Below are 19345 nucleotides of genomic sequence, written 5' to 3'. Positions count from 1 at the left end.
AAAATCATGTTCCGCATCACCCAATACATGAATGAAATCGCCAATCCGACGCCGCTCGGCCCGAAGCGCAACCCGCCCGGTCCGGTAGTGATCTGGAACCTGATCCGCCGCTGCAACCTGACCTGCAAGCATTGCTATTCGCTGTCGGCCGATACCGACTTCGCCGGCGAACTCTCCACCGACGAAGTATTCGCGGTGATGGACGACTTGCGCGCCTTCCGCGTACCGGTGCTGATTCTGTCCGGCGGTGAGCCGCTGCTGCGCCCCGACATTTTCGACGTGGCCAAGCGCGCCAAGGCAATGGGATTCTATGTCGGCCTGTCGTCCAACGGCACGCTGATCGACCGCAGCAACATCGACAAGATCGCCGAAGTCGGCTTCGACTACGTCGGCATCAGCCTGGACGGCATCAAGGGTACGCACGACATGTTTCGCCGCAAGAAGGGCGCGTTCGACGCGTCGCTGGAAGGCGTGCGGCTGTGCCGTGACCAGGGCATCAAGGTCGGTGTGCGCTTCACGCTCACGCAAGGCAATGCGCACGACCTGCCGGCGCTGCTCAAGCTGATCGACGATGAAGGCATCCACAAGTTCTACCTGTCGCACCTAAACTATGCCGGCCGCGGCAATACCAACCGCGCGCGCGACGCCTTCCTGGAAACCACGCGCAACGCGATGAACCTGCTGTTCGACACCTGCTGGGCCGATCTGCAGCGCGGCGCGCAAAAGGAGTTCGTGACCGGGAACAACGACGCCGACGGTGTTTATCTGCTGCACTGGGTGCGCAAGCACATGCCGGAACGGGAAGCGCACCTGCGCGCCAAACTTGCGCAATGGGGCGGCAATTCTTCCGGTGTCAACGTAGCCAACATCGACAACCTCGGCAACGTGCACCCGGACACGATGTGGTGGAACCATAACCTCGGCAATGTACGCGAACGCAAGTTCTCCGAGATCTGGATGGATACTTCCGACCCGGTGATGGCCGGCTTGAAAGCCAGCCCGCGCAGCATAAAGGGACGCTGCAGCGAATGCACCTACTTCGACGTTTGCGGCGGCAATACCCGCGTGCGCGCGATGCAGCTGACCGGCGATCCGTGGCAGGAAGACCCAGCCTGCTACCTGACCGATGAAGAGATCGGCGTGTCGGGCGAGCGCGAAAGGGTGCAGCTCAAGCCGTATTTCAAGATCCGGCCGGCGGAGGCTGCATGAACTGGCGCATTATTCTGACCGCCGCCACCGCATTGCTGTCGCTGCGCTATGGCGGCGCCTGGGCCGCAACGGATGCCAACGCCTTGTACCAGACCCATTGCGCATCCTGCCATGGCGCCGACCGCCTGGGCGGCGCGGGTCCCGCGCTTTTGCCGGGCAACCTGGAACGTCTGCGTCGCCCCGACGCGCTCAAGACCATCAGCGACGGCCGCATGGCGACCCAGATGCCGGCGTTTTCGGCCAAGCTCAGCGCCGACGAGATCAAGCAGCTTGCCGAGCTGATCTATACGCCGCCGGCCGTAACGCCGGTGTGGGGGCTGGAACAGATCCGTGCATCGCGCATCGAGCATGTCAAGCCGGGCAGCCTGCCGGACAAGCCGGTATTCAAGGCCGATCCGCTCAACCTGTTCGTCGTGGTCGAGCTGGGCGATCATCACGCCACGATTTTCGACGGCGACAAGCTCGAGCCGATCACGCGCTTCCCCACGCGCTACGCGCTGCACGGCGGGCCGAAGTTCTCGCCGGATGGGCGCTATGTGTATTTCGCCTCGCGCGACGGCTGGATCGCCAAATACGATATCTGGAATCTCAAGCTGGTGGCGGAGGTGCGCGCCGGGATCAATGCGCGCAACCTGGCGGTGTCGAGCGACGGGCGCTTCGCGATGGTGGCCAACTACCTGCCGCATACGCTGGTGGTGCTCGATACGCGCGACCTGTCGCCGATCAAGGTGATCGACGTGAAGGATGAGAACGGCAAGTCGTCACGCGTGTCTGCCGTGTACGATGCCGGGCCGCGCAAGAGCTTCGTCGCCGCGCTCAAGGATATTCCCGAGGTATGGGAACTGACCTATGACGAACATGCCGCGCCCGTCTACAACGGCCTGGTGCACGACTACAAGATGGCCGAAGGCCTGGCGGTGCCCGGTCCGTTTCCGGTGCGCCGCATCATGCTCGACGATTATCTCGACGACTTCTTCTTCGATGCCGGCTACGACAACATGATCGGCTCCTCGCGCGAGGGACACAGCCAGGTGGTGAACCTGAATGTGCGCCGCAAGATTGCCAACATCGATCTGCCCGGCATGCCGCACCTGGGTTCCGGCATCACCTGGGAATACCAGGGACATCCGGTGATGGCGACGCCCAACCTGAAGGAAGGCGAGGTCACCGTCATCGACATGAAGACCTGGCAAACCGTCAAGCACATCAAGACCCTCGGGCCCGGCTTTTTCATGCGCAGCCATGAGAACACACCATACGCCTGGGTCGACGTATTCAACGGCAGCAAGGACCGCGATGTCATTCAGATCATCGACAAGCAAAAGCTCGAAGTCGTCGCGCAGCTGCGTCCCAGCCCCGGCAAGGTGGCCGCCCATACCGAATTCACCCGCGATGGCAAATATGCATTGGTCAGCATCTGGGAGATGGATGGCGAACTGGTGATCTACGATGCGCGCACGCTCAAGGAAGTCAAGCGCATCCCGATGAAAAAACCATCCGGCAAATACAACGTGTACAACAAGATCACGCGCTCGGCGGGAACCAGCCACTGAGGGCGGGCAGCACAGGCGGGCCACACGGGCGGGCGTGATTGCCGGCGCGTGGGGCGCGTCGGATCAAAAATTCGAACCTGATGAAACCGTGATTCTGGGCGGGATTCTGAGGCACCCGGATTAAATTGATCTAGATCATGTTTTTTCATGCAGGCAGGCAGTCATAATGTGCATCAACAATACATCTTATGAATATTGCCTGCCATGCAATCGTTAACCTCGATGGCATTCATTACAGGGAAGGAGAACATGGACCAGGCAAAAAACAAGCTAGGCAGAAAGGTCGATCGTAGGACCGCAGCGCTGTATTCGCAGCGTTGCGCATCGCGGGACTTGGCCCTCCTGAATGAACATGCGCCGCAAGGCTGGTGTGCGGTCTGCCGAATATCGGTGACTGCCTGATTCGGATCCGTGCATCGCGCACACCTACAGCACTTCAACAAGTTTATTTAACAAAAGGAGAAAGCAAATGCCCATTCAGCGCTTGGAAAAAGATGCATTTGAAATATATAATTCATTTTAAATAGATGTTTTATTTAGGGTGCAGCGCACGACCGAGCATCGCCAGCTGCAGAGGTACACCACCGCAGGCATCAATCGCGGACCATGACGAAAGGAATCAAACCAAATGAGCTCAGCCTTCACCAAATCGACCGCCAGAAATATTTTCTACGGCGGTGCGGTGTTCTTCTTCCTGTTGTTCGTCGCCATGACGTTCGACACGATGAATACGCTGCCCAAGCGGGATAACCGCGCCAATCTGACCGACTCTGTAGCGCGCGGCAAGCACATCTGGGAAACGCGTAACTGCATCGGCTGCCACACCCTGCTGGGCGAGGGCGCCTACTTTGCGCCGGAACTTGGCAACGTCTACAAGCGCCGCGGCCCGGAATTCATCAAGGCCTGGATCAAGTCGCAACCGACCGGGGCTCCTGGCCGCCGTCAGATGCCGCAATTCCACCTGACCGACGCGGAACTCGACGACATGGTGAACTTCCTGAAGTACACCTCCGAGATCAATACCGCCAAGTGGCCGCCGAATATCGAGGGTTAATCAAAGGATCAAGTCAAAAAATGCACACAGCAGGAGAATCGTATGCAATATAAATCTCAGGCAGTCGCGAAGCCTTATTTCATCGCGGCGATCGGCCTCTTCCTTGGGCAGATCGTGTTCGGCCTCATCATGGGCCTGCAGTATGTCGTCGGAGACTTCTTGTTCCCGGCCATACCGTTCAACGTGGCGCGGATGGTGCACACCAATCTGCTGATCGTGTGGCTGCTGTTCGGCTTCATGGGTTCCGCGTATTACCTGATCCCGGAGGAAACGGAGCGCGAGCTGCACAGCCCGAAGCTGGCACTGGCGCTGTTCTGGATCTTCCTCGTCGCCGGCGCGCTGACCATCGTCGGCTACCTGGCCGTGCCGTACGCAACGCTGGCTAAACTTACCGGTAACGATCTGCTGGAAACGATGGGACGCGAGTTCCTCGAGCAGCCGCTGCCGACCAAGGTGGGCATCGTCATCGTCGCGCTGGGCTTCCTGTACAACCTCTCCATGACCGTGCTGCGCGGCCGCAAGACCAGCATCAGCCTGGTTTTGATGGTTGGCCTGTGGGGCTTGGCGATCTTCTTCCTGTTCTCGTTCTACAACCCGACCAATCTGGTCAAGGACAAGTACTACTGGTGGTGGGTCGTTCACCTCTGGGTGGAAGGCGTGTGGGAACTGATCCTGGGTTCGTTGCTGGCTTTCGTGCTGGTGAAGGTAACCGGCGTGGACCGCGAAGTGATCGAAAAGTGGCTGTACGTGATCATCGCGATGTCGCTGATCTCCGGCTTGCTCGGCACCGGCCACCACTACTTCTGGATCGGCGCACCGGAATACTGGCAATGGTGGGGTAGCGTGTTCTCCGCTCTGGAACCGATTCCGTTCTTCATGATGACCGTATTCGCATTCAACATGGTGAACCGTCGCCGCCGCGAGCATCCGAACAAGGCTGCCGTTCTGTGGGCGCTTGGTACCGGCGTGATGGCCTTCCTCGGCGCAGGCGTGTGGGGCTTCCTGCATACGCTCGCTCCGGTGAACTACTACACCCACGGCACGCAGATCACCGCTGCCCACGGCCACATGGCGTTCTACGGCGCCTATGCGATGGTAGTGTTGACCATGATCAGCTATGTCATGCCGTTGCTGCGTGGCCGTGCCGCCAACAGCCGTGCCGCACAGGTAGTTGAAATGGCCGCATTCTGGATGATGACCATCGCGATGGTGCTGATCACGCTGTTCCTGACCGCCGCAGGTATCCTGCAAGTCTGGCTGCAGCGCGTGGCCTCGACGCCGATGTCGTTCATGGCAACGCAGGACCAGTTGTCGATCTTCTACTGGCTGCGTGAATTCTCCGGTCTCGTGTTCTTCGCCGGTCTGCTGCTGTACATCGCTAGCTTCTTCATCAAGGGCAAGGACGCGGCTGCGGCCTAATCCTCTCTGATCCTCTCAACCCGCCCGGAACCAACCGGGCGGGTTTCAAAAAATGACTACGACTGCCTTACCTTCTGCACCACATGCGCGGGACCGCGCATTGCCGGGCGACTTGGCGATGTGGTGCTTCATCCTTGCCGAACTGCTTGTATTTGGCATTTTCTTCCTTGCTTATGCGTTTGCGCGAGCGCGCAACGTCGAGCTGTTCAACGCATCCCAGCTGGAGCTGGACCGGGTGAGCGGCGCAATCAATACCGTGGTGTTAATCACCAGCAGCTATTTCGTGGTACGCGCATCCGCCGCGATCCGCAACAATGATGGCCGAATCTGCGCGCGCTGGCTGGCCGCCGCGCTGGGATGCGGCAGTATTTTCGTGGTGCTGAAAGTGATCGAATTCGCCGCCAAGGTCGAGGCAGGCATCACGATGTCGACCAATACCTTTTACATGTTCTACCTCGGACTCGCCTTCTTCCATTTCATGCATGTCATTCTCGGCATGGTGATTCTCGCCGCCATCGCCCTGAAGGCGCGCAACGGCGGCTATAGCGCGAGCGAGCATGCCGGCGTCGAAACCGGCGCCGCCTATTGGCACATGGTCGATCTGGTCTGGATCATCCTGTTCCCGTTGATTTACGTATTGCACTGAGCTCATCATGAACGCACAAAAAGCAGCGACCTTGCAGTGGATGATGTTGCTGGCATTGACTGCAGTGACATTCGGCCTGGCGGAGTTCGGCATGTCCGGGCGCGCCATCATCCTTCCCGTGCTGGCGGCAACGCTGGTCAAGGGGCGAATCGTGATCGATCGCTTCATGGCCCTGCAGGGCATCGCCGGACCATGGCGCTGGCTGGTGCTCGGCTGGCTGGTCGTCGTGGTAGGCTCCATTACCTATGCCTTCCGCTAATGCCGGTTCAACATGCCGCGCGCCGCACTCAATTGACTATCGGAGAAATGACATGAACGACATCACCGCTCCCGGACTGCAGGCCGTGCTGGATATCCCGTTTTACCAGCCGGTCGGCAATGAATGCGCGTTGTTCGAATATGCATTCCGCAATCGCCTGCCGCTCCTGATCAAGGGGCCGACGGGCTGTGGCAAGACGCGCTTCGTTGCGCACATGGCGGCGCGCCTGGCGCGCCCGCTGATCACGGTGGCCTGCCACGATGACCTGACCGCCGCCGACCTCGTCGGCCGCCACCTGATCGGCGATGGGCAGACCATCTGGTCGGATGGCCCGCTCACGCGCGCCGTGCGCCAGGGCGGCATCTGCTATCTGGATGAAGTGGTCGAGGCGCGCAAGGACACGACCGTGGTGCTGCATCCGCTGACCGATGACCGCCGCATCCTCCCCATCGAACGCACCGGCGAGGAATTGCAGGCGCCCGACGACTTCATGCTGGTGGTGTCCTACAACCCGGGCTACCAGAACCTGCTGAAAAGCCTGAAGCCGTCCACCCGCCAGCGCTTCGTCGCAATCAATTTCGGCTTCCCGCCGGCCGATCTGGAACAGAAGATCGTGATGGCAGAAACCGGCATCGACGCGATGCGCGCCAAGCAGCTGGTGACGCTGGTCGGGCACTTCCGCCAGCTGAAGGACCACGACCTCGAAGAGGCGGCATCGACGCGCCTGCTGGTCTACGCCGCAAGCCTGATGCAGGCCGGATGCGATCCGGTGGAAGCCTGCGAGGCAGCGCTGGTCGAGCCGCTGACCGACGATGCCGATACCGCGACGGCGCTGCTCGAAGTCATCAAGGCCACGTTCGGGCGATGAAACCGACTGCCGCACGCCCGCTGCCGTCCACCGGCCCTGCTGTTGCCCCGCACGTCGGCACCAGAAAGGCCGGCTGGCTGGGCCTGCCGGTGCAGCGCTGGCGCCAGATCACGCAGGCCGGTTTTTTCCTGCTGTTCATTTTTGCGCCGATCTTCGACATTTTCCGGCTCGACCTGAACGTCAAGCATTTCATTTTTTTCGGCCTCGACTGGACGCTCGGGCTGGACGACTTCGTCGCCGGACGCGCCAGTCCCGCGCAGGCGGCGTTGAACCTGGTGCTGCGGGGCTTCCTGCCGTTGCTGGGCATCGGCGGCACGCTGATTTACGTCAGCTGGAAATGGGGACGGCTGTATTGCGGCTGGCTCTGCCCGCACTTTTCGATCGTCGAAACCATCAACCAGACCCTGCGCCGGGCTATCGGCAAGCAAAGCCTGTGGGACAAGAAGCAAGTACCGGCCCGCAATCCCGACGGCAGCGAAACCAAGCCGGATGCGATCTGGTGGTTTGCCGTGCTGCCGCTGGTGATCCTGTGCGCGATGCTGTGGGCGGTGGTGCTGTTGACCTACCTGCTGCCGCCGGCTGAAATCTACGGCAACCTGTGGCACGGCACGCCGACGCGCAACCAGACCATTTTCCTGTCCGCGGCAAGCATCGCGTTCTTCATCGAATTCATGTTCGCGCGCCACCTGTTCTGCCGCTACGCCTGCGCCATCGGCCTGTTCCAGAGCCTGGCATGGATGGCCAACGACAAGGCGATGGTGGTCGGCTTCAAGCGCGAGCGCGCCAAGGATTGCTCCACCTGCTTTTCCGCCTGCGACCACGTCTGCCCGATGCGGCTCAATCCGCGCAACGTCAAGCGCATGATGTTTGCGTGCGTGCAGTGCGGCCAGTGCGTCGACGCCTGCGAGCACACGCAGGAAGAAAACCCTTCCGGTACGCTGCTGAACTGGGTGCATGACATGCGCGCCGAATCGGAAGCCGCATTCAACGTAGGCGCGGCGCGCCGGATCATGCTCAAGAGCGTTCCGGCCGACGCGGCCTCAACGGACAAGGAGCACTGACATGGAAGAATTCGTCGGAGGCTTGTGGGACAAGCTGATCACGCGCACCGCCTACCGCGGCTTTCCGAAGGAGCGCGTCGAATTGAAGGAAATGGAGCGCATTGCGCCGATCTTCTTCCGCGCGCTCGGCGGCGACGCCGGCCTGAGCATCCGCGCCGGCACGGCTACCACGCAGGGCGCGCGCCGCAGCTGGCTGGAGCGCATCGCCGGCATCGGCGACAAGGTGGAACTGGCTTGGGCTGACGAGGCGACGCTGTATCTGCCGCTGTCGATCGACGTATTCCCGGAGCGCGCGCTCAACCGCGAACTCTACCTGTGGCTGATCGCACTGGCGGCGCACGACGTGGCGCCCCACGCGAGCTGGATCGTGCGCAACCAGCAGGCGACGCTGGCAACGCTGCAGGCGCTGCCCGGCCTGGCGGTGCGCTATCGCAAGCTGGTCGACGCAGAAATCGCGCGGCGGCCCGACCCGGCTGGCATGGAGCTGGCCACTGCCGCTGCTGAAAACACCATCCGCGCCGCGCTGCGCGAACCCGGCTCGATCGACACCTTCATTCTTGGCAGGGAGCAGCCCGCACCGGTGCCGCTCTGGCTGCATCCGGAACCGCCGACGGCAGGCGGCGAGCCGCGCAAGGCAGGCCAGGGCGAGCCGCAGCAACCCGAGGGCAGCAAGGTGCAGAAGGACGCCGAGGCGCGCAAGCGCCGCGCGCAATCGGTGGACGTGCCCGAAAACAAGAGCCCGTTCATGCTGCTGTTCCGCGCCGAAAGCCTGTTTTCCTGGGCCGAATACGTCAAGGTCGACCGCGCGCTCGACGAGGACGACAACGAGGATGCCGCGCGGGCGGCCAATGACCTCGATTTCCTCAGCGTAGCCAACGACGGCAAGACCACGTCCAGCCGCATCCGTTTCGATCTCGACCTGCCGGCCGAAGCGGACGACGATCTGGTGCTGGCCGACGGCATCCCGCTGCCGGAATGGGATTTCCGCAAGCAGCAGATGCAGCCGGCGCACTGCAGCCTGCAAATGCTGGTGGCGCGCGATGCCGAGCCGTGCGACCTGCCACAGGCACTGCGCGGCACGGCCAAGCGCCTGCGCAACCAGTTCCAGGCGCTCGCGCCGCAGCGTTCGCGCCTGCGTGCCCAAGCCAGCGGCAGCGACCTCGACATGGATGCCTGCGTGCGCTATGCGGCGGAAAAGGCCAGCGGCGTACCTGTCGGCGAGCCCGGCTTGTACATCGACAGCCGCAACCAGTCGCGCGACATGTCCTGCCTGTTGCTGGCGGACCTGTCGCTGTCGACCGACGCCTGGATCAACAATTCGGCGCGCGTGATCGACGTGATCCGCGACAGCCTGCTGCTGTTCGGCGAGGCGCTGTCGGCGACCGGCGACCGCTTCGCACTGTACGGCTTTTCCTCGGTGCGGCGGCAGAACGTGCGCTACCACCTGCTCAAGGGTTTCGACGAACGCTACAACGGCACCATCCGCGGGCGGCTGGCCGCACTCAAGCCCGGCTTCTATACCCGCATGGGCGCGGCGATCCGCCATTCGGCCGCGATCCTGTCCAAGCAGAAGTCGGCGCGCCGGCTGCTGCTGATCCTCACCGACGGCAAGCCCAACGACCTCGACAAGTACGAGGGCCGCTATGGCGTGGAAGATACGCGCGTGGCGATCCAGGAAGCGCGCCGCCTCGGACTGACGCCGTTCTGCGTGACCATCGACGAGCAGGCCGGCGACTATCTGCCGCACCTGTTCGGCGCCAGCGGCTATGTCGTGGTCAGGGATGCCGCGATGCTGCCGGAAGTCTTACCGCGCCTGTATGTGCAGCTGACTGAAGCGCAGTGAAGGCCGGGAATACGTGCCTGGCGGGCACCGTGATTTCGCCTTGTGCTAACCGGAATTTCTTCGGGATGTTTTGACTTGAGTCAATTTTATTATTTCTTGTTGTCTATAGGATAAAAGCGCACCGCACCATAAGTATTCTCAATTTTGTGATCGTTAGTATGTGAATACGACGAATCATTGCCGGCGCGGACAACGTTAAAGAAAATGCGCCATAGATGACTGTCGAACCGAAACCCAACGCCGCTCAGGGATCACCGGGGTACATCGGTCTATTATCGAATCCCGTCAATCAGTTGCTGGCCTTGTTCGGGCTGCTGCTGGTTTGCATCTGGGGCGCGATTTACCTCCAGCTCCAGTCCACCCGCGCTCAGATCACGCAAGTCGCCAGGAGCGATACAACCAACCTGTCACGTGCGTTCGCAGAGCAGATCAAGGCGTCGGTGCGCGGCATCGACCTGTCCCTGTTGTCGCTGCGCGAGACCTGGACCCATAATCCCGGCGAATTCCATGACGCGGTGCATCGTCAGCAAAATTACTTTGTCCGGGAAATCAGCTTTCAGGTCGCGGTGATCGACGCTGCCGGCATGCTGGTCTACAGCAGTCTCGACACTCAGAGTAAACCCGTTTCGCTGGCCGACCGCGAGCATTTCCGCGTGCATCAGGAGCGGCGCACGGACCAGCTGTTCATCAGCAAGCCGGTGCTGGGGCGCGTGTCCAACCGCTGGTCGATCCAGTTCACCCGGCCGATCCTTGGGCCGGGCAACCGCTTCCGGGGTGTCATCGTCATGTCCATTGCGCCCGAGTACTTCGGGCGTTTCTACGATACGCTCGCCACGCGTCAGGGCGACGTGATCGCGCTGGTCAGGTCGTCGGGAGAAATACTTGCCAGGTCGCCGCATCCCGAAATCGGCATGGGCAAGACCTTGGCTGGCCGGCCCTTTCTGGCTCCCGGCGCGGCCGAGAGCGGCAGCTTTCAGATCAAGGCGAAGACCGATGGCATCGAGCGAATTTTCGCCTGGCGCCACCTCCGCGATTTTGGCCTAGTTGTGACCGTTGGTGCGGCAGTGGACGCCATACTCGCGCCGTATTACCAGCAACGGGACATGCTTGTCGTTGTCGGGATGGCAGGCTCGGTACTGCTCGGCTTGTTCACCTACTTCTTGATCATGGGGATGCGACAGCGGGCAAGCGCCACCGCAGCCATCCGATCCAGCGAAGAGCGCAACCGCCTGCGCGTCGTAGCATTGGAAGCGGTCGGCAACGCGGTAGTGGTCACCAATACCAAGGCCGAGATCGAGTGGGTGAATCGCGCTTTCGAAGAGCTGAGCGGCTACCGCAGGGAAGAAGTATTCGGGCGCCGCGTGTCCGAGGTCGTCTCGTCGCGGCAGCAGGACGCCAGCTTTTATAACGCGATGTGGAAAACCATCCTGTGCGGGAAGACCTGGCGCGGCGAGCTCGTCAACCGGCGCAAGGATGGCAGCCTGTACAACGAAGAACTGGTGATTGCGCCAGTCATGTCAGCGTCCGGCGGCATCACGCATTTTGTCGGTGTCAAGCAGGACATTTCCGCGCGCAAGAATACTGAACGCGCCTTGCGGCAAAGCCATGATTTGCTGGCAAAGCTGTCGTCGCATGTGCCGGGCGTGATCTTCCAGTACCGCGTGTATCCGGACGGCCGCGCGACGGCGCCTTTTGTCAGCCAGGCCTTGTGGGAGATCTACGAGCTCGACCCGGAACAAGTGCGCGACGACGCCTCCGCCATTTCGGCGCGTCACCATCCCGACGATGCCGAAGGCGTCACTGCCTCGATCCGCGCCTCCGCCAGGACGCTCGAGCCCTGGCATCACGAGTATCGCGTGATACTGCCCAAGCGCGGCGTGCGCTGGTTGCTCGGCGACGCGCGGCCGGAGCGGCTCGAGGACGGCAGCCTGCTGTGGCATGGTGCCATTACCGACGTCACCGAACGCAAGATCGCCGACGAACAGCTGCGTGTGGCGGCGGTTGCCTTCGAATCCCAGGAGGGGATGATGGTGACCGATGCGCAGGGAACGATATTGCGCGTCAACCGCGCCTTCGAGGAACTGACTGGCTACAGTGCCGCCGAAGTGATGGGCAAGACGCCGGCCATACTCAGGTCCGGGCGCCAGGGGCCGGAATTTTACCGGCAGATGTGGCACGCCATCGAACTGAAGGGGCATTGGGAAGGCGAAATCTGGAACCGCAAGAAGAGCGGCGAGGTGTATCCCGAGTGGCTGGTCGTCACCGCAGTGAAAGACCAGCAGGAGCGCGTGACCCATTATGTGAGCGCGTTTTCCGACATCACCATGCGCAAGAATGCAGAGGCGCAGATCCGCAATCTCGCCTTTTTCGATCCGCTCACCAATCTGCCCAACCGCAGGCTGCTGATGGATCGCGTCTCGCAGGTGCTGGCCGCCAGCGCGCGCAGCCGCCACTATGGGGCGCTCATGCTGATCGACCTTGATCATTTCAAGACGCTCAACGACACCATGGGGCACGACGTCGGCGACCAGTTGCTGATCCAGGTGGCGCAGCGCCTGTCGGCCTCGGTGCGCGAGTGCGACACGGTGGCGCGCCTGGGCGGTGACGAATTTGTCGTGATGCTGCCCGACCTGAGTGCCGACGAGAAGATCGCGGCGGCGCAGATCGACACGGTGGCGGCAAAAATCCTCGCCACCCTCAATTGCCCGTATACGCTCAAGGGTGCGGACTCCGACTATCGCAATACGCCCAGTATCGGCATCAGCCGCTTCCGTGGCCACGAGGAGCCGTTCGATGTCCTGCTCAAGCAGGCCGACATCGCGCTGTACCAGGCCAAGGAAGCGGGGCGCAATACCTGCCGGTTCTACAGTGCTGAAATGCAGGCGGCACTGAATGAAAAGGCGGCGATGGAAGCCGGCTTGCGCGACGCGATCGCGAGCAAGGCTTTCGAGCTGTATTACCAGCCTCAGGTTAACGAAACGCATGAAATCGTCGGCGCGGAAGCGCTGCTGCGCTGGCACCCCCCGGGGAAACCGATGGTGCTGCCGGGGAAATTCATCGCAATCGCCGAGGAAACCGGCCTGATTTATCAGATCGGTCAATGGGTGCTCGAGACCGCCTGCGCGCAACTTGCGGCCTGGGGCAGCAAGGCGGAAACCAGCCACCTGGGAATTGCGATCAACGTCAGCGCCAAGCAGTTCCGCCAGCCCGGCTTCGTGCCGATGGTGCGCGCCGCGCTGTCCGAAAGCGGCGCGAACCCGGCCCGGCTCAAGCTGGAGATGACCGAGACGATGATCATCGGTGACATCGACGACACGATCAGCAAGATGCATGAGCTGCGCGAACTGGGCGTGACCTTCGCACTCGATGACTTCGGCACCGGGTATTCGTCTTTGTCCTACCTGAAGCGCCTGCCGGTGGATCAGGTCAAGATCGATCAGTCCTTCGTGCGCGACCTGGTCATCGACACCGGAGATGCGGCAATCGTCCAGACTATCATCAACATGAGCCATACGCTCGATTTGCAGGTGATTGCCGAGGGCGTCGAAACGGATGATCAGCTCGAATTCCTGCTCGCTAACCGCTGTAAGCATTTCCAGGGCTTCCTGTTCGGCCGACCGGTGCCGGCCGAACGCTTCATGGAGCTGCTGGACGCAATGAAACAGAACGTTGCGTAGGGCGCCGCCATGACCGTCTTGTCAGGCATCTTCCTGGTTTCCGCGTGCCTGTGCATCCTGATGCTGGTCGTCCTTTCCGCACTTGACCGGCGGGATGAACCGGGCGTGGCGGAATGGATGATGGCCAATGCGGTGGGCTTTGCCTCATTCATCCTGTATGCCTTGGGGCGCCAGTTGCCGCCGCTGCTCGCCTACGAGGCGGCAAACGCGACTTATGCGTTAGCTACACTGGCCACGCTGGCTGGCTTCCGGCGTTTCAGCGGCCCTCCCGCGTCGATGACCGTATACGCTGTGTCGCTCGTCCTCTTCACTGTCGCAATTGCGCTGTTCCATTATAAGTACGATTCGTTCGCGCTCAGGACCATCGCTGTTTCGACGTTCCAGACCGTCGTACTCGCCTCGATAGCCGGTACGGTTTTTCAAGCAAAGGGCGCGGGACATTCTCGCTATCCCTATCTTTTTACGGTCAGCGCTGCGACGATATTTGCGCTCGGTAATGCTGTTCGGGCGGTAGTCCATGTGGCGCAATCGGGAGCGGTGTCGTCGCTGTTGCAACCTTCGCCATGGAGTGTTTTTTTTATCTCGGCCGGCGCGCTGGTCTTGCCGACTCTAACCTTTGGCTCGATGATGATGGTGCACGACCGAATGCTCATCCATGCCGCAAATGCGGCCAGCCGGGATTTCCTGACCGGGGCGCTGACGCGGGAGATCTTCCTCGAACGACTCGAGCGCGAATGGGTACGGTGCAGGAGCACGGGAAGAAAGCTGAGCATGTTGATGATCGAAGTCGACCGCATGCAAGCACTCAGAGCGGCATTCGGCAACGCTGCCGGCGACCAAGTCAAGGTCAATGTCGCCCTGCTGGCCGACGGGGTATTCCGGTCCACGGATTGCTTTGCGCGCATGGGCGCTGCGGAGTTCGCCGCGCTGCTGCCGCAAACCGGACCGGCGGCGGCGTTGAAAATCGCGCAACGATTGAGGGCGAGAGTAGCAAAAACGGCCGCACCGGCCGGGTTCGCGTCGGGTCCCGGAGGGGCGCCGGCGTGCACCATCAGCATCGGCCTGGCCGTGTTGCGCGAGGGTGAATCGATCCCGGATCTGCTTGCGCATGCACAGAAGGCGCTGCATGCGGCGAAGGCTGCGGGAGGCAACCGGGTGGAATGTGCCGGCGCGTAGATGCAAGAACGGATTGAACGGAATGCAGGAAGGGAGCCGACGACATGAATAATTTCGCGACGAATAACTTTTCTTCTATCGCATTTGAAGAGATGAACCTGCAGGTCGGCACCCGGCTGCAGATCTTGGTGGTGCGCGACCAGAAGCCGGCACAGTACTTCACGACGCTCATCGGCTATGTGAAAGACGAATACATTTTGGTGAAGATCCCCACCGAGCACAGCGTCCTCATGTCATTCCATGAGGGCGAGAAGCTGACGATCCGGGTATTTACCGGGGTTAAGGTCTGCTCGTTCAACACGTTTGTCGAGCGGGTATTCATGCATCCGTATTTTTATGCGCACCTCTCCTTCCCGAAAGCGGTGCGTGCTGCCAGCCTGCGCATGGCCATGCGGGTCAAGGTCGATCTTCCGGCAACGATCACGCCGGGCACAAGCGGCACCGGAGGGGAAAGTGCAGGGAAATTGCCGGTCCGTATCGACAATCTCAGCATCACCGGCGCGCTGCTGGAAGCGGCCAAGGAAGTCGGGCAGAAGGACGATATGGTCGTCCTGTCGTTCGCGCTGCAGATCCAGCCGGGCAATCACGAAGTGCCGATCAGTGCGCAAGCCCGGATCCGTAACACCGGGGTGCGCAAGGCAGCGCCTGGCAAGTCTGACGTTCATGTATGCGGCGTGCAGTTCGTCGCGCTGGATGCCACGCAGGAGATGGCACTGCAGAACCTGACCTACGAGGCGCAGATCGGCGACCGCCACAAGCTCGTGTAGCAAGGCGCGGCCGGCCGGTTACCTTGCCGGCCGCGCTCCGGTTTACCTCGGCACCAAAAATACCGCTTTCTCCGTGACCGACACGTCGGCGCGCTCCATGTCGCGCACCGTGAAGCGGATCGGCGTGGAGCCGGCTTCGGTGGCGCTCGGCTGCAGCGTGACGCGCACTGGTACGGCGCGGGTAGCGGCGGCCGGCATCTCGAACGTCGGCTCGGAGGAAACCGTAATCCCGGTTGGCCCGTTGACTGTGATGACGAACCGGTGCGGCTGTTCGTCGGTGTTCATCACTTGCAAGCGGTACACGTTTTCGATCGCGCCGTCATCCATCATGCGCGGCATGCCGCGATCGCGGATGACGTCCACCTTGAGCGGCGTGCGCAGCGCCAGCGACAGGCCGGCCGCGAACAGAATGCTCAGCAGGATGGAGGTATAGACCAGCGTGCGGGGGCGCAGCACATGGCGCCAGATCGCGCGCTGGCTCCATTTATTGGCCATCGCATTCTGCGTGGTGTAGCGGATCAGGCCCTTTTCATAGCCCATCTTTTCCATCACCTCATTGCAGCTGTCGACGCAGGCTGCGCAGGCGATGCATTCATACTGAAGGCCATTGCGGATGTCGATGCCGGTCGGGCACACGTGCACGCAGACATTGCAGTCGATGCAGGCGCCCAACCCGAGTGCCTTGGGGTCGGCTTTCTTGCCGCGTGCGCCGCGCGGCTCGCCGCGTTCGGCGTCGTAAGTGATGATCAGCGTGTCCTTATCGAACATCGAGCTTTGGAAGCGCGCGTAGGGGCACATGTACTTGCACACCTGCTCGCGCATGAAGCCTGCCTGGCCGTAGGTGGCGAAGCTGTAGAAGAATATCCAGAAAGTCTGCCACGGCCCCAGCGAGAACGCGGCGACCTGCAGCGCCAGCGTGCGGATCGGCGTGAAGTAGCCGACGAAGGTAAACCCGGTCCAGCCGGCCACTGCCAGCCAGGATGCGTGCTTGGCCGATTTCAGCCCGAGCTTGCGCAACGAGAACGACTCGCCATCGAGCCGGATGCGGGCCGAGCGATCGCCTTCGATCTTGCGCTCGATCCACATGAAGATTTCGGTATAGACCGTTTGCGGACAGGCGTAGCCACAGAACAGCCGGCCGGCGACCGCGGTAAACAAGAACAGCGACAGTGCGGAAAGCACCAGCAGCGCCGACAGGTAGATGAAATCCTGCGGCCACAGGATCAGGCCGAAGATATGGAATTTGCGTGCCTGCAGGTCGAACAGCACTGCCTGGCGGCCATTCCACGTCAGCCAGGGCAGGCCGTAGAAAATCAGCTGCGTGAACCCCACCATGGCCCAACGCCAGTGCGCGAACCAGCCGTGCACCGCACGCGGATAGATTTTCCTGCGCACTTCGTACAGGCTGCGCTCGACCACCGCCGCCTCGGCCGGGTGGATCGGAATCGATTTGAGTTCTTTGGTTGTCATGTTTTGCTCCCGTCAGGTCCTCACGCTTCGCCGAGCTCGTCCTTGCCGATCACGATCTTGGTTTCGCTTGCATACATGTGGCGCGGCACCGGTAGATTGTCCGGCGCCGGCTTGTTCTTGAACACGCGCCCGGCCAGGTCGAAGGTCGAGCCGTGGCAGGGGCACAGGAAGCCGCCGGCCCAGTCATTTGGCAGCGATGGTTGCGCGCCCGGGGAAAACTTTTCCGTCGGCGAGCAGCCGAGGTGGGTGCAGATGCCGATGGCGACCAGGATTTCCGGCTTGATCGAGCGGTGCGCATTGCGTGCGTACGCCGGCGTCATTTCGTCCGGGTTGCGCGTGGAGCCGGGATCGGCCAACTGGGCGACGGTGCTATTCAATGAAGCCAGCATGTCCGGCGTACGCCGCAGTATCCACACCGGCTTGCCGCGCCACTCGACCGTTTTCATCTGGCCGGGCGCGAGGTCGGCGATGTCGACTTCAACCGGTGCGCCTGCCGCCTTTGCGCGTTCCGACGGCTGCAGCGTGCTAATCATCGCGCCGGCGCCGCCCAGTGCGGGGATGCCGGCGGCCGCGCCGGTGGCGATAAGCAGCGCGCGCCGCCCGCGATCGGGTTGTGTGGTGTCGTTCATGTTGCTCCTGTCATCGAAATCCTATTCCTTTATGGCTATAGGCAACATGCGTGCCACATCCAGTTGCCCGCTCCGGCAGCGTGCAAGCCTTTGTTTTGCGGGGCAGGCGTCGCCATCCGGCAGCCGATGCGGTATACGGGCCTGCCAGCGCGATCTGCCATGCTGCCAGCACTGCCAGCATGGCAGGACCGGCTGCCCTGGCGCCGCTGATCTTGGGCATGGTGTCGTCCGCAATGATCGCGTTATTCGGCGCGGTGTAGCCGATGCGCCGTGCGGAAGGCGCGATCTACGCCAGCCCGAGTGCCTTCATTCGCCGGTACAGCGTACGTTCGCTCATGCCCAGATGCGCGGCCAGCTCGCGGCGTGTTCCGCTAAAGCTCCTCAACGCCTGCCTCAACGTCTCGTCCGCCGGTGCCCCGGCGGTCGTCATGCCCTGCAAGGTGGCAGTGGGAGGCGCGCCCACCGTCGGATGCAAGTCAGTGGGCAGATGTTCGAGCCGTATCACGCGGTCGTCGGCAAACAGCAGCGCGCGCTCCAGCACGTTGCGCAGCTCGCGGATATTCCCCGGCCAGTCGTACGCCTGCAGGCGCCGCATCGCGGCCGGGTCGAGCGTGATTTTTCCCTTGCCGGCGGCGCTACGCTGAAGCATCGAGTTCACCAGCAGCGGGATGTCGTCATTACGTTCGCGCAGGGCCGGCAGATGGATGGGAAAGGCGCTGATGCGGTAGTACAGGTCTTGCCGGAAGCGGCCATCGGCCATCATCGCCTTGAGCGGCTTGTGCGTGGCCGACACCAGGCGGAAGTCGGCGTGCAGCGTCTCCAGCCCGCCCACGCGGCGGAACGTGCCGGATTCGATCAGGCGCAGCAGCTTGACCTGCATCGCCAGCGGCACGTCGCCAATTTCGTCGAGGAACAGGGTACCGCCCTGCGCCATTTCGACCAAGCCGTGCTTGCGCGCATTGGCGCCGGTAAAAGAACCTTTCTCGTGGCCGAACAATTCGCTTTCGAACAGCGTTTCGGTCAGGCCCGAGCAGTCCACCACCACGAACGGACCATGCGCGCGTTCGCTCGCTTCATGTACCGCACGCGCGAACAATTCCTTGCCGGTGCCCGATTCGCCCTGCAACAGTACCGGCAGCATCGACGGCGCCACTCGCTGCAATGCCGACAGCGCCGCGTTGAACGCGGCCGAACGCCCGACCAGGCCTTCGGCGCTGGGGCGCGCCGACGCGTTGCGCACCACCGCCAGCCGCTCCACGTAGGCGACCACCTCGCGCTGCTCATCGAGGATGGGGCGCAGCTCGACGTCGACATGCTCCGGCCCGCGCGGCGTGTGATGGATGTGCAGGACCCGGTCCGGGCCACGCTTTTCGAACGCCTTCTTCATCGGGCAATGTTCGCCCGCCTGGTCGCAGGGCACGTGGTAGTGATGCGAGACGCGGTAGCACTTGTGCCCGATGTAGGGCTTGTCGGCGGTGCCGAACTGGCGCTGGTAGGCCGTGTTGGCGGCAAGGATGTTGTACTCGGTGTCGAGTACGATCATCGGCTGCGCCTCCTGCTCGAGATAGGAAATCAGGGCCTGCACCTGTGGCGCCGAGCGCAGCGCGGGGCCGGCGACAACCGGCAGGGACGGTTCGGTATTCATGACAGCTCCTTTCGTCCCACTCTGCCGCCAACTGCCAATACTGTCAAGAATCACTGTCACTGTCAGCGG

At 62.0% G+C, this 19345-nt stretch carries 16 protein-coding genes; 13 read left to right on the top strand and 3 right to left on the bottom strand.

Annotation, left to right across the window (positions count from 1 at the left end; genetic code table 11):
* Nucleotides 1–6 precede the first annotated feature (6 nt).
* The 12 genes from nirJ to TSA66_RS15810 all read left to right on the top strand — a co-directional run bounded on the left by nirJ (nt 7) and on the right by TSA66_RS15810 (nt 15532).
* Nucleotides 7–1209 (top strand): heme d1 biosynthesis radical SAM protein NirJ, encoded by a 1203-nt coding sequence (gene nirJ, locus TSA66_RS15865; RefSeq protein ID WP_040040700.1) that lies wholly within the window; start codon nt 7–9, stop codon nt 1207–1209.
* Nucleotides 1206–2762 (top strand): nitrite reductase, encoded by a 1557-nt coding sequence (locus TSA66_RS15860; RefSeq protein WP_040040699.1) that lies wholly within the window; start codon nt 1206–1208, stop codon nt 2760–2762. The genes nirJ and TSA66_RS15860 overlap by 4 nt, the downstream gene beginning before the upstream one ends.
* Nucleotides 2763–3390: 628 nt before the next feature.
* Nucleotides 3391–3816 (top strand): c-type cytochrome, encoded by a 426-nt coding sequence (locus TSA66_RS15855; protein WP_040040698.1) that lies wholly within the window; start codon nt 3391–3393, stop codon nt 3814–3816.
* A 42-nt stretch (nt 3817–3858) separates the two neighbouring features.
* Nucleotides 3859–5235 carry a cbb3-type cytochrome c oxidase subunit I gene (locus TSA66_RS15850; protein ID WP_040040697.1) on the top strand — a complete coding sequence of 459 codons (1377 nt, stop codon included), beginning with the start codon at nt 3859–3861 and terminating at the stop codon, nt 5233–5235.
* A 52-nt stretch (nt 5236–5287) separates the two neighbouring features.
* A complete protein-coding gene (locus TSA66_RS15845; RefSeq protein WP_040040696.1) occupies nt 5288–5881 on the top strand; it encodes a cytochrome c oxidase subunit 3 family protein in 594 nt (197 codons plus the stop codon).
* A 7-nt stretch (nt 5882–5888) separates the two neighbouring features.
* A complete protein-coding gene (locus TSA66_RS15840; protein WP_040040695.1) occupies nt 5889–6140 on the top strand; it encodes a cytochrome C oxidase subunit IV family protein in 252 nt (83 codons plus the stop codon).
* Nucleotides 6141–6192: 52 nt separating this feature from the next.
* Nucleotides 6193–7008 (top strand): CbbQ/NirQ/NorQ/GpvN family protein, encoded by an 816-nt coding sequence (locus TSA66_RS15835; RefSeq protein ID WP_040040694.1) that lies wholly within the window; start codon nt 6193–6195, stop codon nt 7006–7008.
* A complete protein-coding gene (locus tag TSA66_RS15830; protein WP_084199654.1) occupies nt 7005–8069 on the top strand; it encodes a 4Fe-4S binding protein in 1065 nt (354 codons plus the stop codon). The genes TSA66_RS15835 and TSA66_RS15830 overlap by 4 nt, the downstream gene beginning before the upstream one ends.
* A gap of 1 nt (nt 8070) precedes the next feature.
* Nucleotides 8071–9912, top strand: a complete 1842-nt coding sequence (locus tag TSA66_RS15825) for a nitric oxide reductase activation protein NorD (RefSeq protein WP_040040693.1) — start codon at nt 8071–8073, stop codon at nt 9910–9912.
* A 215-nt stretch (nt 9913–10127) separates the two neighbouring features.
* Nucleotides 10128–13589 carry a bifunctional diguanylate cyclase/phosphodiesterase gene (locus TSA66_RS15820; RefSeq protein WP_084199652.1) on the top strand — a complete coding sequence of 1154 codons (3462 nt, stop codon included), beginning with the start codon at nt 10128–10130 and terminating at the stop codon, nt 13587–13589.
* Nucleotides 13590–13598: 9 nt separating this feature from the next.
* Nucleotides 13599–14765, top strand: coding sequence for a GGDEF domain-containing protein (locus TSA66_RS15815; RefSeq protein ID WP_040040692.1), 1167 nt, complete (start codon nt 13599–13601; stop codon nt 14763–14765).
* Nucleotides 14766–14809: 44 nt separating this feature from the next.
* The gene (locus TSA66_RS15810; RefSeq protein WP_052452372.1) at nt 14810–15532 is read left to right on the top strand and encodes a flagellar brake protein; all 723 of its coding nucleotides are present in this window, start codon (nt 14810–14812) and stop codon (nt 15530–15532) included.
* A 42-nt stretch (nt 15533–15574) separates the two neighbouring features.
* On the opposite strand, the gene ccoG is transcribed toward TSA66_RS15810, so the two are convergent.
* Both ccoG and petA read right to left on the bottom strand, forming a co-directional pair.
* Nucleotides 15575–17002, bottom strand: coding sequence for a cytochrome c oxidase accessory protein CcoG (gene ccoG, locus TSA66_RS15805; protein WP_040040691.1), 1428 nt, complete (start codon nt 17000–17002; stop codon nt 15575–15577).
* A gap of 20 nt (nt 17003–17022) precedes the next feature.
* Complete coding sequence (gene petA / locus TSA66_RS15800) at nt 17023–17631, bottom strand: ubiquinol-cytochrome c reductase iron-sulfur subunit (RefSeq protein WP_040040690.1); 609 nt, start codon at nt 17629–17631, stop codon at nt 17023–17025.
* A gap of 50 nt (nt 17632–17681) precedes the next feature.
* Here petA and TSA66_RS15795 point away from each other — a divergent pair, with 50 nt between their 5' ends.
* Nucleotides 17682–17891 (top strand): hypothetical protein, encoded by a 210-nt coding sequence (locus TSA66_RS15795; RefSeq protein ID WP_040040689.1) that lies wholly within the window; start codon nt 17682–17684, stop codon nt 17889–17891.
* Between the two features lie 26 nt (nt 17892–17917).
* Here TSA66_RS15795 and TSA66_RS15790 read toward each other — a convergent pair whose 3' ends face one another.
* The gene (locus TSA66_RS15790; protein WP_052452371.1) at nt 17918–19276 is read right to left on the bottom strand and encodes a sigma-54 interaction domain-containing protein; all 1359 of its coding nucleotides are present in this window, start codon (nt 19274–19276) and stop codon (nt 17918–17920) included.
* Nucleotides 19277–19345 lie beyond the last annotated feature (69 nt).

The sequence above is a fragment of the Noviherbaspirillum autotrophicum genome, from assembly GCF_000818395.1.
Lineage (GTDB): Bacteria > Pseudomonadota > Gammaproteobacteria > Burkholderiales > Burkholderiaceae_D > Noviherbaspirillum > Noviherbaspirillum autotrophicum.
This window is presented reverse-complemented; position numbering and strand designations above follow the sequence as displayed.